Genomic DNA, 14,150 nt, shown 5'->3' with positions numbered 1-14,150 from the left:
ATGGCCGTTGTGGACACGCTGATCGACGCCGTCGCGGCGAACCCCGGGCTGACGATCATCCTCGTGGTGCTGCTCGCGCTGGTGTTCGGCGCGTACCTGTTCGTCCGTCGAATCGTCGTCAACGTCGCCGAGGGCTACGATCAGGGTCGCCAGTGACCGCTGGCGTCATCTGCGGTCGCGACCCTCGGCGCGCCCACGGGAGGCAGTACGCCCGCCGTCGGCCACCCGCGCTCCGAGGACCGACCCAACAAGGACTTAGCCGCGGGGCCTGACGCCAGGGTATGGTCGCAGCCGGTACCCTCGCCACGCTCCTCGTTGCCGCCCTCGCATCGCTGTTCATGGCGTGGGCGATCGGCGCCGGCTCGTCCGGGTCGACGCCGTTCGCCCCCGCCGTCGGCGCCAACGCAATCTCCGTGATGCGCGCTGGCCTCGTCGTCGGGGTGCTCGGGTTCCTCGGCGCGGTGTTACAGGGCGCTAACGTCACGGAGGCCGTCGGAAACGACCTCATCGTCGGCGTCTCGATCACCGCGTCCGCCGCCATCGTCGGGCTGATCACCGCGGCCGTGCTCGTCGCGATCGGCGTGTTCGCGGGCTACCCGATCGCCACCGCGTTCACCGTCACCGGCGCGGTCGTCGGCGTCGGCCTCGCGCTCGGCGGCGATCCCGCGTGGGAGAAGTACCGCGAGATCGTCGCGCTGTGGGTCGCAACCCCGTTCGTCGGCGGCGCCATCGCCTACGGCACCGCGCGGCTCCTCCGGGCCGAGCGAGTCCCCGAGCGCGTCGCCGTGCCGACCCTCGCCGGTCTCGTCGCCGCCCTCGTCGCCAACATCGGCTTCACCGTGCTCGGGCCGCCGGGCGTCCAGCGGTCACTGGCCGAAGCCGCTGCTGTCGCCCTCCCCGCGATCGAGGTCGCCGGAGTCGAGAGCGGCTGGATCGTGGTCACCGCCGCGTTCTCGGTTATCGTGGCGCTCGCGCTGTTTCGCGACATGTCACTCAACGAGGCGCGCGGGCAGCGGCGCTTCCTCCTCGTGTTGGGCGGGCTCGTCGCCTTCTCCGCGGGCGGCTCGCAGGTCGGGCTCGCGATCGGCCCGCTCGTCCCGCTCATCGGCGGCGAGGGCGCCGACGTCCAGATCCCACTGCTCGCCGTGCTCGTCGGCGGCGGCCTCGGGCTGCTTGCTGGCTCGTGGACGGGCGCCCCGCGGATGATCAAAGCGCTCGCACAGGACTACTCGTCGCTGGGTCCCCGTCGCTCCATCGCCGCGCTCATCCCGAGTTTCGCAATCGCCCAAACCGCCGTCGCGTTCGGCATTCCCGTCTCGTTCAACGAGATCATCGTCTCGGCGATCATCGGATCGGGGTACGCAGCCGGCGGTGCGGGCGTGAGCACGCGGAAGATGGCCTACACCGTGCTCGCGTGGGTCGGCTCGCTGGCGCTGGCGCTGGCGCTCGGGTACGGAGCATTCACCGCGGTCGACGCGGTGGCGTGAGGGCGAGGCGGTTCCGGAGTCCCGTGTCGATGCGATTCGACGCGGCCGTGCAGTCGTCGCGAGCGACGAACGGCCCGTCGAGAGATCGGCGACTGCTCAGTCGGCGAACTCGACGCCGGAGATGTCGAACCGTGCGCCGCCGCCGGCGCTTTCGGTTATCTCCACCGACCACCCGTGTGCGGTCGCGACCTCCTCAACGATGTTGAGGCCGAAGCCGGTCCCGTCTTCGACGGTCGTGTAGCCGGTGTCGAAGACCGTCTCGCGTTCTTCAACTGGGATGCCGACCCCGTCGTCAGCGACCGAGAAGCCGTCGGATCGCGTTTCGACGGTGACGGTGGTGCGCTCGCCGCCGTGTTCGATCGCGTTCCGAAAGAGGTTCTCGAAGAGCTGCTGGAGACGCGACCGGTCGGCGATGACGGCGACGCTCCGGTCGGGATAGACGATGTCCGCCGCCCCCGTCGAAACGGTGTTCCACGCTGCCTCCGCCACCTCGGAGACGGAGACCTGCTCGGTGTCGCCGATACCGTCGCCGCTCTTGGCGAGCGTGAGCAGTTCCGTTATCAGCGTGTCCATCCGGTCCAGCGAATTGATCGCGAGTGCGAGCTCGTCTCGGTCGACGTCCTCGGTGAGAATGTCGAGATAGCCCTGCGCGATGTTGAGCGGATTGCGGAGGTCGTGTGAGACCACCCTGGCGAAGTCGTCGAGTCGCTCGTTTTGACGGGAGATCTCCCGCTCCCGCTCCTTCCGCTCGGAGATGTCTTTGATCGTTCCGAAGTGGTACGCCGTCCCGTCGAATATCCGCCGCGTGGTGATCGTGTCGACCGGCACGGTCGTCCCGTTGTACTCGTGCACCGTCTCGGTGCTCCGGGTTTCGCCAACCTCGAACGACGCCCAGTAGCGGTCGAACTGGTCCGCGTCGATCCGCGGGACGATATCCCAGAGTGGCGTGCCCACCAGCTCCGTCGAATCGACGCCGAAGAAGTCGGCATACGCCTCGTTGACGTAGACGTACGAGCCGTCGTCGCCGTAGACGGCGACGCCAACGCCGACCGTCTCGACGAGCTCGGTGAAGAACAGCGGGGAGAGATCCCCAACAGGCTCGGAGTCCATCGTGTGACAGGTTCACGGTCGGGAGATAAAGTCTTGCCCTCGTGAGAAGTCAGCCACGCAAGCGAGCGCGACCGTTCGCGCACATCGCATCGGGAACGAGGCCGCACGGCGGGGTCGTCGACCGGTGCGTCGTCGTCCGGTCAGCTCTCTGCTTCCGCGCCCGCCTCCGCCTCCTCGTCGTTTTGGAAGTACTCCTCGGTGACGGTGACGCGGGCGCGCATGATCCGCGTGTTGTCGACCTCCTCGATGCGGATCTTCACGCCCTCGTAGTCGATCTCTTCGCCCTCCTCGACGAGCCGGCCGGCGCGGTTGAACACGAATCCCGCAAGCGTCTCGAACTCCTGACCCTCCGGGAGTTCGATATCGAGCACCTCGTTCACCTCGTCGATGTTGACCTCGCCGCGCACGAGGACGGTGTTGTCTTCGACGAACTCGAACGGCTCCTCCTCGTCGCCCTCGAGGATCTCGCCGACGATCTCCTCGACCATGTCCTCCAGGGTGAGGATCCCCTCGGTGGTGCCGAACTCGTCGATGACGACGACCATCTGCATCCGCGTCTCCTGCATCTCCTCGAGCAGCTCGTCGGCGTTCTTCGACTCGGGGACGTGCAGCGTCGGCTGGACGACGCTGGCGAGGTCGTTCTCGCCTTCGCCGTAGTAGCGCGCGCGGACCAGATCGCGGATGTTCACGACCCCGGTGATGTTGTCGAGGTTCCCCTCGTAGACGGGGACGCGCTCGTGGTCGGCCTGCACGCACGTCTCGATCGCCTCGTCGATAGAGGCGTCCTTCGGCACCGCGGTCACGTCGAGACGCGGCGTCATCACCTCCTTGGCGATGGTCTGGTTGAACCGGAAGATGCGGTCGAGCATCTCCCGCTCCTCCTCCTCGATGACGCCCTCGCGCTCCCCGGTCTGGATCATGTTCTGGATCTCGTCGCGAGTGACGTAGGAGGTCTCGATAGCCGACCGTCCGCCGGTGACCTTGTTGATGACGCGGGTGAGGTAGTCGAAGACGACGATCAGCGGGAACAGAACGATCTCGGACAGCTGTAGCGGGCGGGCGATCCGCAGCGCCCACGACTCGGTGTTCTCGACGGCGTAGCTCTTGGGCGCGGACTCGCCGAACAGGAGCACGAGCGCGGTGATCCCGAACGTCGCCGCGACGACGGCTTGCCCCTGGCTCATGTAGATGGCGAACAGCCCGGTCGCGATGGAGGACATCGCGATGTTGACGATGTTGTTCCCGACGAGGATCGTCACGAGCAGTCGGTGCGGGTCGTTCTTCAGCTCCTTGACCGCCTCGGCGCCGAGGCGACCGTCTTCGACGAGCTGTTCGACCCGGTGGCTGGCCAACGAGAACATCGCGATCTCCGAGGAGGAGAAGAACGCGGAGAGGCCAATGAGCACGACGATCGCGACGACGCCGCCGACGGTGATCGTCGTGTCAGTGATTGGCACGGCGTTCGTGAGTCCGCCGAGTTGCGCGGGCGCCCCTCTGAGTGCGTGTACCGGCGACAAACCCATGTGATACGGAAGCTAACCCGGCCCCCGAATTAAGCGTTGTCCTCGAATCTCGGACCCGCCCGAGTACGAGGACTCAATCGACCGATTCCGCGGGCGAAGGCGTTACCCGGGATGCCGTCGTACGGCCGCGTATGCCCGAACCGCAGATCACGTTGTACCGACTGCAGGCGTGTCCGTACTGCGAGCGCGTCGTCCGGAAGCTGAAGCAGTACGACCTGGATTACGAGTCGCGGTTCGTGGAGCCGATGCACGCCGATCGGAACGCGGTCGCGCGGCTCACCGGCAAGCGCTCGGTGCCCGCGATCCGCGACGAACACACCGGCGTAACGATGTCCGAGTCGGGGAACATCGTCGAGTACCTCGACAACACCTACGGCGACGGCGCGGCGGGGGGTGCCTGAATGGTCGACTTCGACGTCGTCGAACTTCCGGAGGCGGACCACGTCGCCGTCGGCGATGCGGCGCCCGAGTTCACCCGGCCGCTCGTCGGGGACGAGTACTGGACTGACACCTCTCTGTCGGACCTCGACGGTCCGGTCGCGCTCGTGTTCTTCCCGATGGACGGCGCGTTCCCCGCGACGTACGTCTGGAACGAGATCCGCGACCGCGGGTGGGGCCGCGGCGACACCGAGGACGTGACCGTCGTCGGCGTCTCGATTTCGAGCCCGTACGAACACAAGACGTTCGTGGAGGAGCGCGGGATGGAGTACGAACTGTTCTCGGACCCCTCGGCCGAGGTCGGCGACCTGTACGGCGCCGTCCAGGACCTCGACGGAATGATGGGGATTCGCGAGCACCGCCCGGCGGTGTTCCTACTGGATGCGGACCACGTCGTCGAGTACGCGTGGGTCGCCGCCGAGTGGCCGGACTTCCCGGACTACGACGAGATCGAAGAGCAGATCCACCGCCTGTAAGAAGCCACCATGAACGCCGACGGATCGGACCGCGGACTGACGGACGCTGATATCGAGCGCGCCGCGGAGGCGGTGCGCGCCGGCGACCCCGTTGTCTATCCGACCGAGACGGTGTACGGGCTCGGCGCCGACGCCACCGACCCCACCGCGGTCGAGCGCGTGTACGAGCTGAAGGACCGCTCGCGCGACAAGCCGCTGTCGGTCGCGTTCGGGGGCGTCGAGGCGGCGCTGTCGCTCGTGCCCGCGAGCGACCGCGCCGAACGGTTCGCGCGGGCGTTCCTCCCGGGGCCAGTGACCGTCGTCGTCGACCGCGGCGACGCGCTGGCGCCCGAGCTCACCGACGGCGGGCCGCGGGTCGGGATCCGCGTCCCGGATCACCGAACTGCGCGGACGCTTGCGGGCGCCGCGGGCCCGATCACCGCGACGAGTGCGAACCGCTCGGGCGCCGGGAGCGTCCGCCGGGTCGCCGATCTCGACCCGCGGATCCGCGACGGCTGTGCGGTCGTGCTCGACGGCGGCGAGACGCCCGGCGGCGAGAGCACCGTCGTCGATCCGGATCGCGGCGTCATCCACCGCGCCGGCCCACTGGCCGACGAGATCCGCGAGTGGCTGGCGAGCGAACCCTGAGCACGGAGCGGAGGCGACTCACAGTCCGATCAGGCTCCGCAGGCTCCGCGTTTTCACCCCGCAGTTCGCTCGGTGACGGCACTCTCGACACTTCGTGTCGCCCGACAGCCGCGCCGGCGGGCCGTCCATGTCTCGAACCGAACGGAGTACCCGGCGGTACGTTCCGGAGCGCCGGACCGACAGGGAGACCTCGCGAACGACGCCGTGGGCGGGGTACTCCACGAGCGCGCGCCTGATCCGCCTCCCTTCCTGCCACGAGAGGGCGTGCATCGCCGCGACGGCTTTCACCGACTGCGGCTCCCACACGCCCTGATCGGGCGGCTCGCCGGGCGAGACGACAACCGGAACCGGCGGGTCCCCGGTCGGGTTCCCCTCGTCGTCTCGCGGCGCCGCCGCCCCGATCGGCCCGAGGATCTTGTGCGCGACGCCGCGTGCGTCCTTCCCGTCGAGCAGGACGCGCGTGTTCGTCGGACTCGACAGCGACTCCCAGTCCGCTCGGTCAGTCAGCCGAGCGAGCGCCGCACGGTACTTATCCGGCGGGCGATCGATCGATTCCGCCGCCAGGGCCGCGTCGTCCAGATCTCGCAGCTCGGGATACCGGAAGGCGAGCTCGATCCGGACGGTCGCCTCCGGCGGCGGCTCGCGGTCATCCTCGCGGCGGTCGTAGTACAGTTGCCGCGGGCAGTACGTCGCCGTCGCGAGGTCCGTGAACGTCACCTTGTCCCGGGACACGTGGGTGGTGGTTCCGGGTTCGTATTTGAACGTTCGCGGCGAGCGGTGGGCGTCGCGGTCGCGGAAGTGGTGCGGTCGCGTCGCAGTCGCAGTTTCGGTCGCGTCGCAGTCGCAGTTTCGGTCGCGTCGCAGTCGCAGTTTCGGTCGCGTCGCAGTCGCAGTTTCGGTCGCGTCGCAGTCGCAGTTTCGGTCGCGTCGCAGTCGCAGTTTCGGTCGCGTCGCAGTCGCAGTTTCGGTCGCGTCGCAGTCGCAGTTTCGGTCGCGTCGCAGTCGCAGTTTCGGTCGCGTCGCAGTCGCAGTTTCGGTCGCGGAGTCACCAGCGTGAGTACCCCGAGCGAGGCCGGAGGCCGAGCGAGCGGCCTTTTGGCATCGACGGGGTTTCGCCGAGCGGTTCCCGCAGCGCAGCGAAGAAACCCGAGGCGGAAAGAGGTCGGTTAGAATGAAACGTTCGTCTCGATGTCCTCGGCGGCCTCTCGAAGCCCGTCCTCGCGGGCGTCCTCGGTGTGACCCCCCTTGAGGTCCTGCTCGGCGAGCAGGTCGGCGAACTCGTCGCGGAAGCGGTCGTTCGCCCGCGTCGACTCCAGGTCGGCGGCGACGACCCTCGAGTAGTGCTCGACGGTCGCCTCGTCGGCGTCGAGTCGGGCGGCGCGCTCGTCGGTCGCCACGCCGTCGACGTGCATCGATCGGAGCTGCGAGAGGTCGAACGGCGCCTCCCGGTCGCCGTCGCGGACGAGGTGGAGGTCCATCCGCGCGTCGAAGACCGCCCCCTCATCGGTTCCGAGATCGTCGGCGATGGCGGCGTCGTCAGCGCCCTCGAAGTACAGGGTGACGACCCGAACGAGATCGTCGTCGGAGCGCCCGGAGTCGAACTCGTAGCGCTCGGACATCCGCGCGACGAGGTCGGCGACCTGCTCGGTGGCGTCGGTCTCGCGAGCGAGCGAGCCGTGCCCCTCCTCCTGACGCTCGGTGACGGTGTCGTCGCCCGTCGCGTCGAGGAAGATGTCGCGGAGTTCCTCCGTCTTCTCGTCCATAGACTGAATTGATGACCGTCGTCGAACAAAAGGGTGTTGCCGGCGACGACCCGCGCGACCGCGCCGACGAGAACTGACGGACGCCAGATCACCAGAATACAGCTGCTGGCCGACATCGGGAGCAGTTCTGACAGTCGTCGGAGACCGTCACGCACGATCGTGTGAGAAGATTTAACCAGAAACGGAGACGCGGTATCGACATGCAAGCCGACGTGACGCGCGAGACCTTCTGGACGATCGGTCCCGTCGGGAAGGCCGCCTTCTACTACCTCGCGGCGGTCGCGATCGCGGTGTTCCTCTACGGAACGTACGCGCGGTTCGCGCGCTACGCCGCCGGCGAGGACGACTGGTTCGACCGCCTCGACGACCTGCCGCGCCGGGTGCTACGGGCCGCCGGCATCGTCGCCTCGAACCGCAACCAGTTCGATCGCGACCTGTACGCGGGCGTGATGCACGCGTTCATCCTCTGGGGCTTTCTGACGCTGCTTATCGGGACGACGATCCTCGGGATCGATCTCGACTTCTGGCGACCCGTGACGGGCGAGTCGTTCTTCGTCGGGGACTTCTACCTCTCGTACTCGTTCGTCATGGACGCGATGGGTCTGCTGTTCGTCGTCGGCGTGGGCATGGCCATCTACCGCCGGTACACCGAGCGCGAGGGACGCTTGTGGGGCAAACACACCTCGCTAGAGGACGACGCGTTCGTGTGGACCCTGTTCGCGCTCGGCGTCGGCGGCTACGTGGTCGAGGCGCTCCGGATCGTCGGCTCCGCGCAGTTCGCCGACTTCGAGCGCGTGTCGTTCGTTGGCTACTTTCTCGCCGGCATCTTCGCCGAGGCCGGCCTGACCGCCGGGATGGCTGAGTCGCTGTACGCCGCGACCTGGTGGAGCCACGCGCTGCTGGCGTTCGCGTTCATCGCCCTGATCCCGTACGCGAAGCCGTTCCACATGATCTCCTCGTTCGCGAACGTCGTGACCCGCGACGAGAAGGCGGGCGTCCGGCTCCCCGGCGTCCCCGAGGACGCCGGCCCCGACGAGATCGGCTACGGTTCCATCGAGGACTTCTCGTGGCGCCACATTCTCGATCAGGACGCCTGCACGAAGTGCGGCCGCTGTTCGTCGGTGTGCCCGGCGAACGCCTCCGGTCGGAATCTCGACCCGCGCGACGTGATCCTCGACCTGAAACAGTATCGGCAAGACCTCGACGCCGGCCGTACGGAGGAGGTCGAGATCGTCGCCGACGGCGGCGACTCCGTCATCGCCGCCGAGTCCATGGAGTCGTGCATGTCCTGCATGGCCTGCATGGACGCCTGCCCCGTCGACATCGAGCACGTCTCGGAGTTCACCCAGATGAACCGCCGGCTCACCGAGACGGGCCAGATGGACGAGATGGTGCAAGACGCCATGATGAATGTGTTCCAGAACGGCAACACGTTCGGCGACCCCGCGCGCAAGCGCCCCGACTGGACCGAGGACCTCGACTTCGAGGTCCCCGACGCCCGCGAGGAGGACGTGGAGTTCCTCTGGTACGTCGGCGAGTACCCAAGCTACGACGAGCGCAACCAGCGCGTCGCGCGCTCGCTCGCGACGCTGTTCGAGCGCGCGAACGTCTCCTACGGGATCCTCTACGAGGACGAGCAGCACGACGGCAACGACGTGCGACGCGTCGGCGAGGAGGGCCTCTTCGAGATGCTCGTCGAGGACAACACCGAGGCGTTCGCGTCGGCGACCTTCGAGAAGGTGGTCACGACCGACCCGCACTCGATGAACACCTTCCGCAACGAGTACCCCGAGGTCTCGGAGTTCGACGACCCCGTCTTCCACTACACCGAGGTCGTCGAGAACCTCGTCGAGCAGGGTCGCCTCGGGCTGGACGGCACCGAACTCGACTACACCGCGACGTACCACGACCCGTGTCACCTCGGCCGGATGAACGACGTGTACGAGGCGCCCCGCGACCTCGTCCGCGCCAGCGGCGTCGACCTGTACGAGATGCCGCGCAACCGCTCGGACTCGTTCTGCTGTGGCGGCGGCGGCGGCGGCCTCTGGATGGATCAAGACGAGCACACGAAGCCCAGCGAGGAACGCCTCCGCGAGGCGCTGGAGGACACCGACGCCGGCGGCGCGGTCGAGAAGTTCGTCGTCGCCTGCCCGATGTGCGGGACGATGTACGAGGACGGTCGCAAGACGGGGAACTTCGAGGACGATATCGAGATCGTCGACATCGCCGAGTTGCTGTGTGAAGCGCTGGCGGCGAAGGACGGCGTCGCGGTCGAGGCACCCGCCGACGCCGACGGCGACGATACGACGCCCGCGGCGGCGGACTGACCGACCGATTCGGCGGGGTGGGGGCGAGCCGATCCCCGAGTGTTCGACGGCTTACGACCGCGAGGCGTCCACGTCGATCGCGTCGACCGGGCAGATATCCACGCACAGCATGCAGTCGATACACTGGTCCTCGCGGGTCGGCTCGACCTTCCGCTCGCTTTCGGGGTGGTCGGGCGTGTCCACCCAGTCGAACACGTCGACCGGGCAGTTCTCGAGGCACGCGCCGTCGGCGATGCAGATGTCGTAGTCGACGGCGACGTGGGCGCCGTGGATGCCGAGCTTCTCCGGCGGGTCGACCGGCCCCCACACGTCGAGGCCGTTCTCCTCGCCGGCCTTCTCGCGGTTGTCGTCGAAGTTCGGATCGATTCCCATTGTCGGTCTTTGCCGCGACACGTACAAAAACGCCGGCATCCGGGCACAGCCGCGAGAGGAGTGTCGACGACGACCGCGAGCGCCGCCTCGACGCGACGACGGCGGCGATACGATTACCACCCGCGGCGGCGACGCGAGGGCCGTGAACCGCGTCAACGTCGACGGTGTGGACTGGGACGAGACCGACCGGAGCGAGCAAGTGGGATGGCGCCGAAAGAGACTAGCCGCGGCCGCCGGCGGGGACGACCTCGGGTGTAGCCTCTACGAGCTCCCGCCCGGCAAGCGCGCGTGGCCGTACCACTACCACGCGGGCAACGCGGAGGCGCTGTACGTCCTCTCGGGGGAGGGAACCGTGCGCCACGCCGACGGAACGACCCCGATTCGCGCGGGCGACTACGTGGCGCTTCCCGCCGGCGAAGACGGTGCCCACCGGGTGGTCAACGACGCTGAGGACGTGCTCCGCTACCTCGCGATGTCCACGATGCGCGACCCGGACGTCCTCGTCTATCCCGACTCGGACAAGGTGGGCGCGATGGGCGGCGCGCCACCGGGCGGAACGGGCGAACGCGACGTGGACGCCTACTTCCGTCGCGACGACGCCGTCGACTACTGGGACGGCGAGGACGGGTGAGAATCGGCGCGGTCGACACGGTCCGCCCGAAACCACATATTCGACGGGCCCGTACACTGGAGTATGTCCGTACCACGCCTCGTGTACGACGACGACTGCGGGTTTTGCACGTTCGTCGTCTCGCACGCGCTGGAGCTGGGCGAGTTCGAGGCCGTCGGCTTCTCCGACCTCGACGAGGACGACGGGCTGCGCGCGCGTCTGCCCGACGACTACGAGGAGTGCATGCACCTCGCCACCGACACCGCGGTGTACTCCTGCGGCGAGGCGCTCGAACAGGTCGCGAAGCGCACCGGCGCCGCCGGATGGTGGCTCACCGCGGCTGCGAGGGGGCTACCACGGTATCCTGAGGCGCGCGAGCAGATCTATCGGTGGGCTGCGGACCGCCGGGCGCTGTGGGGGAAGCTCGCGCGGCACGACTCGCTGTCGAACGGAGACGTCTCGACGTAGCGCTCAAGCGTCGGGAGCGTCGGCGCCAGCAGTCCGGCGCAGCGCCGCCTGCCCCGGCGCTCTGTCGCGTTTGGGCGCGCCCCCGAGGTACGTCTTCAGCGCCCCGTGAATGACGCCCGCCTCCTCGCGGTCGAAGCGCTCTCGCCCGCCCTCTATCGCCCTCAAGGCGTCGAGCTCCGGATACCCCTCCGCGGAATTCCCGTCTTCGACCGCCGTCCGGACCCCGTCGAGAAGCGCGGCGTGGACCACCCACGCCTCCTCGCGTGAGAACGCGAGCGTCCGGCGTTCGCCCTCGACTGGGTTGGCCATCTTGGTTGGCGCCTCAAAGTCCACCTACTTAGCTATGTTCATGGTTCGCACGCCGTCACAGCGGCGAGTACGGGGGCGAGACCCGACGGCGCGCTCGTGTCGTCGCCCGAGGCTTCGATGCAACCGGACGACGTGAGTAGCGCGTCGGTGACTACCGACGAGCGAAACCCGTGCGGTTCACTGATAGGCGGCGAGACCCGTGAGGTCCTCTCCGATGATGAGCGAGTGGATGTCGTGGGTCCCCTCGTAGGTGTACACCGTCTCCAGATTGCTCATGTGGCGCATCGGCGAGTAGTCGGTCGTGATGCCGTTGCCGCCGAGCATCTCTCGGGCGACGCGCGCTTGATTCCGAGCCATCCGGACGTTGTTTCGCTTGGCCATCGACACCTGCTGCGGGCGCAGATCGCCGCGCTCCTTCAGGTCCGCAAGCCGGTACGCGAGCAACTGCGCGAGGGTGATCTGCGTCGCCATCTCCGCGAGCTTCTCCTGTTGGATCTGGAAGCGCGCGATGGGGCCGCCGAACTGGTCGCGGTCGGTCTGGTACTCGCGGGCGGTCTCGAAGCAGTCGCGGGCGGCGCCGACGGCGCCCCACGCGATGCCGTATCGGGCCTGCGTGAGACACGACAGCGGCCCCTTCATCCCCGTCACCTCGGGCAGAACGTTCTCCTCGGGAACGCGCACGTCGTCGAGGACGATGCCGCCGGTGACCGACGCGCGCATCGAGAGCTTCTCGTCAATCTTCGGCGTTTCCACCCCGTCGCGGTCGGTCTCGACGAGGAACCCCCGCACCGGCGACTCCTCCTCGGAGGCGAGCCGCGCCCACACGACCGCCACGTCGGCGATGGGGGCGTTGGTGATCCACGTCTTCTCGCCGTTGAGGACGAAGCCGTCGGCGTCGCGCTCGGCGCGCGTCTCCATCCCCGAGGGGTTCGAGCCGTGCTCCGGTTCCGTCAGGCCGAAACAGCCGACGGCCTCCCCTTGCCCGAGCGCGGGGAGCCACTCCTCCTTCTGGGCCTCGCTGCCGAACGCGTGGATCGGGTACATCACGAGCGCGCCCTGGACGCTGGCCATCGAGCGCAGGCCGGAGTCGCACGCCTCCAGTTCCTGCATCAGCAGGCCGTACGCGCGCTCGGAGACGTTCGGCGAACCGTATCCCTCCAAGTTCGGGGCGTAAAACCCGATCTCGCCCATCTCCGGGATCAACTCGGTGGGGAACGTCCCGGCCTCGTAGTGGTCGGCGATGTCGGGGGCGACCTCCTCGGCGACGAACTCCCGGGCCGTGTCCCGGATCAACTTCTCCTCGGCCGAGAGGTCCGCCTCCAGACCGACGTAATCGAGCATACGAGGACTCGGTGACACGTCGACAAAGGGGTGTCGGGATCTGCCGGATCCTTCGTGAAAAACGCGGTCGAGTCGGGGCAAGCACGGAGGAATCGAACCGGATCACGGTCGATCGGTTCCGAACGCCGGCCGTAGCTACGATAGCGGTTTGTCTCTCCACGAGGCACTTGGCGGTCGAATCCGTATCGAAAGCCATGCGACGGAGCGAAGATCGCGCCGCGGTCGCCTGCGCGGCGTGTCTGCTGTGCGCGGTGTTGGCGGTTGGGGGAGCGGCAGTGACAGCGACGGCGACAGCGACAACAGCGACGATGACAGCGACAACAGCGACGACGCCACCCGCAGCCGCGGGGCAGAATCACGGTCCTGGGGACGAGATTCGGATCGAGGGAACGGTGACCGACCCCGTCGGAGAGCCGGCCGCCGATGCAGTCGTACTCATCGGAGAGTCCGGGGCCCTACGCGAGCGGTCGGCGGGCGAACTGCGGTCGCTCGCGGCGGCCGATCCGCCGAACGTGACCGTAGTCCGGGTCGCTGACGACGGCGCGTTCGCGACGGCCGTCGACTGGAGGCGTGCCGACGCCGCCGTCGCGGTGAGCGACCGCGGGATCAGCGAACTACGGGTACTCGACCACGAGAACGCGACGCTCGCGCTTCGTCTGCACGAGCGGCGGCCACAGACCGTCTTCGCGCACCTCGGTTCGGTCGGGCACGACGAACGACAGGGGGAACTGCTCCTCAGTCTCGTCAACAACGGCGAGACCCCGATCGAATCCCTCTCCGTGTCCGTCGCGTCGTTGCCCGAGGGCTGGTCGATAGCGGGCGTGCGGGGCGACGGCCGGTACCGGTCAGCGAACCGGACGGTCGAGTGGCCGTCAGTGGCGCCCGGCGAGGAGATCGACACGACGGTCGTCGTCGCGGTTCCGCAGACCGCCACGCCCGGCGAGTACTCGGTGGGGCTGCGGGTCGCCAGCGCGACCCACGCGGTCGCCGTCGAGAACGAGACCGTCGAGGTGCGTCCGGCGGAGACGCCGGGACCGACGACCGCGCCGCCGGCGACGAACGGGGACGCAGCCGCGACGACCGCGGGCGGGGACGAGTCGCCGACGGGGACGACCGCGACAGCCGCGCTGTCCGAGACAACCGACCCCGGCGGGACGAGCGCGACCGGCGACGGCTTCGGGATCGCGACAGCGATCGCCGGAGCGGCGACGATCGCGGCGGCCGCCGTCGTGTTCGGCCATAGCCGGTTGGGGTGACGGAACGCGAGGGGGGACGGGACGACGAGCGCCGCGGACCCGG

At 68.4% G+C, this 14,150-nt stretch carries 16 protein-coding genes; 9 read left to right on the top strand and 7 right to left on the bottom strand.

The features are described from left to right. Nucleotides 1-156 (top strand): DUF7859 family protein, encoded by a 156-nt coding sequence (locus P0Y41_RS09795; RefSeq protein WP_284061169.1) that lies wholly within the window; start codon nucleotides 1-3, stop codon nucleotides 154-156. A gap of 125 nt (nucleotides 157-281) precedes the next feature. Further along, nucleotides 282-1,487, top strand: a complete 1,206-nt coding sequence (locus P0Y41_RS09790; RefSeq protein ID WP_284061168.1) for an inorganic phosphate transporter — start codon at nucleotides 282-284, stop codon at nucleotides 1,485-1,487. 96 nt (nucleotides 1,488-1,583) lie between these two features. Here the strand turns inward: P0Y41_RS09790 and P0Y41_RS09785 are convergent, their stop codons facing one another. Together P0Y41_RS09785 and P0Y41_RS09780 are read right to left on the bottom strand one after the other, a co-directional pair. Next, entirely contained in the window at nucleotides 1,584-2,597 is a 1,014-nt protein-coding gene (locus P0Y41_RS09785) for a two-component system sensor histidine kinase NtrB (RefSeq protein ID WP_284061167.1), read from the bottom strand. A gap of 140 nt (nucleotides 2,598-2,737) precedes the next feature. Further along, a complete protein-coding gene (locus P0Y41_RS09780; RefSeq protein ID WP_284061166.1) occupies nucleotides 2,738-4,120 on the bottom strand; it encodes a hemolysin family protein in 1,383 nt (460 codons plus the stop codon). A gap of 131 nt (nucleotides 4,121-4,251) precedes the next feature. Between P0Y41_RS09780 and P0Y41_RS09775 the strand changes: the two genes are divergently transcribed. Genes P0Y41_RS09775 through P0Y41_RS09765 form a run of 3 tightly spaced genes read left to right on the top strand, consistent with a single transcriptional unit; the run spans nucleotide 4,252 to nucleotide 5,661 of the window. Beyond that, nucleotides 4,252-4,521: a glutaredoxin family protein gene (locus P0Y41_RS09775; protein ID WP_284061165.1), complete on the top strand. Its 270-nt coding sequence runs from the start codon at nucleotides 4,252-4,254 to the stop codon at nucleotides 4,519-4,521. Continuing rightward, a complete protein-coding gene (locus tag P0Y41_RS09770) occupies nucleotides 4,522-5,034 on the top strand; it encodes a redoxin domain-containing protein (RefSeq protein WP_284061164.1) in 513 nt (170 codons plus the stop codon). A gap of 9 nt (nucleotides 5,035-5,043) precedes the next feature. Then, nucleotides 5,044-5,661, top strand: a complete 618-nt coding sequence (locus tag P0Y41_RS09765) for an L-threonylcarbamoyladenylate synthase (protein WP_284061163.1) — start codon at nucleotides 5,044-5,046, stop codon at nucleotides 5,659-5,661. 18 nt (nucleotides 5,662-5,679) lie between these two features. Here P0Y41_RS09765 and P0Y41_RS09760 read toward each other — a convergent pair whose 3' ends face one another. Both P0Y41_RS09760 and P0Y41_RS09755 read right to left on the bottom strand, forming a co-directional pair. After that, on the bottom strand, nucleotides 5,680-6,393 hold the full coding sequence (locus P0Y41_RS09760) for a CRISPR-associated protein Cas4 (protein ID WP_284061162.1): 714 nt from the start codon (nucleotides 6,391-6,393) through the stop codon (nucleotides 5,680-5,682). Between the two features lie 434 nt (nucleotides 6,394-6,827). After that, nucleotides 6,828-7,424, bottom strand: a complete 597-nt coding sequence (locus P0Y41_RS09755; protein ID WP_284061161.1) for a conditioned medium-induced protein 4 — start codon at nucleotides 7,422-7,424, stop codon at nucleotides 6,828-6,830. Between the two features lie 200 nt (nucleotides 7,425-7,624). Here P0Y41_RS09755 and P0Y41_RS09750 point away from each other — a divergent pair, with 200 nt between their 5' ends. Further along, nucleotides 7,625-9,751, top strand: a complete 2,127-nt coding sequence (locus P0Y41_RS09750; protein WP_284061160.1) for a heterodisulfide reductase-related iron-sulfur binding cluster — start codon at nucleotides 7,625-7,627, stop codon at nucleotides 9,749-9,751. A 51-nt stretch (nucleotides 9,752-9,802) separates the two neighbouring features. On the opposite strand, the gene P0Y41_RS09745 is transcribed toward P0Y41_RS09750, so the two are convergent. Beyond that, nucleotides 9,803-10,123 carry a 4Fe-4S dicluster domain-containing protein gene (locus P0Y41_RS09745; RefSeq protein WP_284061159.1) on the bottom strand — a complete coding sequence of 107 codons (321 nt, stop codon included), beginning with the start codon at nucleotides 10,121-10,123 and terminating at the stop codon, nucleotides 9,803-9,805. Nucleotides 10,124-10,265: 142 nt separating this feature from the next. On the opposite strand from P0Y41_RS09745, the gene P0Y41_RS09740 reads away from it, so the two are divergent. Then, the gene (locus P0Y41_RS09740) at nucleotides 10,266-10,754 is read left to right on the top strand and encodes a cupin domain-containing protein (protein WP_284061158.1); all 489 of its coding nucleotides are present in this window, start codon (nucleotides 10,266-10,268) and stop codon (nucleotides 10,752-10,754) included. A gap of 63 nt (nucleotides 10,755-10,817) precedes the next feature. Further along, nucleotides 10,818-11,201 (top strand): thiol-disulfide oxidoreductase DCC family protein, encoded by a 384-nt coding sequence (locus P0Y41_RS09735; RefSeq protein WP_284061157.1) that lies wholly within the window; start codon nucleotides 10,818-10,820, stop codon nucleotides 11,199-11,201. Nucleotides 11,202-11,204: 3 nt separating this feature from the next. Here the strand turns inward: P0Y41_RS09735 and P0Y41_RS09730 are convergent, their stop codons facing one another. Both P0Y41_RS09730 and P0Y41_RS09725 read right to left on the bottom strand, forming a co-directional pair. After that, complete coding sequence (locus P0Y41_RS09730; protein ID WP_284061156.1) at nucleotides 11,205-11,510, bottom strand: DUF7853 family protein; 306 nt, start codon at nucleotides 11,508-11,510, stop codon at nucleotides 11,205-11,207. A gap of 177 nt (nucleotides 11,511-11,687) precedes the next feature. After that, nucleotides 11,688-12,851, bottom strand: coding sequence for an acyl-CoA dehydrogenase family protein (locus tag P0Y41_RS09725; RefSeq protein WP_284061155.1), 1,164 nt, complete (start codon nucleotides 12,849-12,851; stop codon nucleotides 11,688-11,690). Nucleotides 12,852-13,159: 308 nt separating this feature from the next. Here P0Y41_RS09725 and P0Y41_RS09720 point away from each other — a divergent pair, with 308 nt between their 5' ends. Beyond that, nucleotides 13,160-14,107, top strand: coding sequence for an NEW3 domain-containing protein (locus P0Y41_RS09720; protein ID WP_284061154.1), 948 nt, complete (start codon nucleotides 13,160-13,162; stop codon nucleotides 14,105-14,107). Nucleotides 14,108-14,150: the final 43 nt, after the last annotated feature.

The organism is Halobaculum halobium (assembly GCF_030127145.1).
GTDB classification, from domain to species: domain Archaea; phylum Halobacteriota; class Halobacteria; order Halobacteriales; family Haloferacaceae; genus Halobaculum; species Halobaculum halobium.
This window is presented reverse-complemented; position numbering and strand designations above follow the sequence as displayed.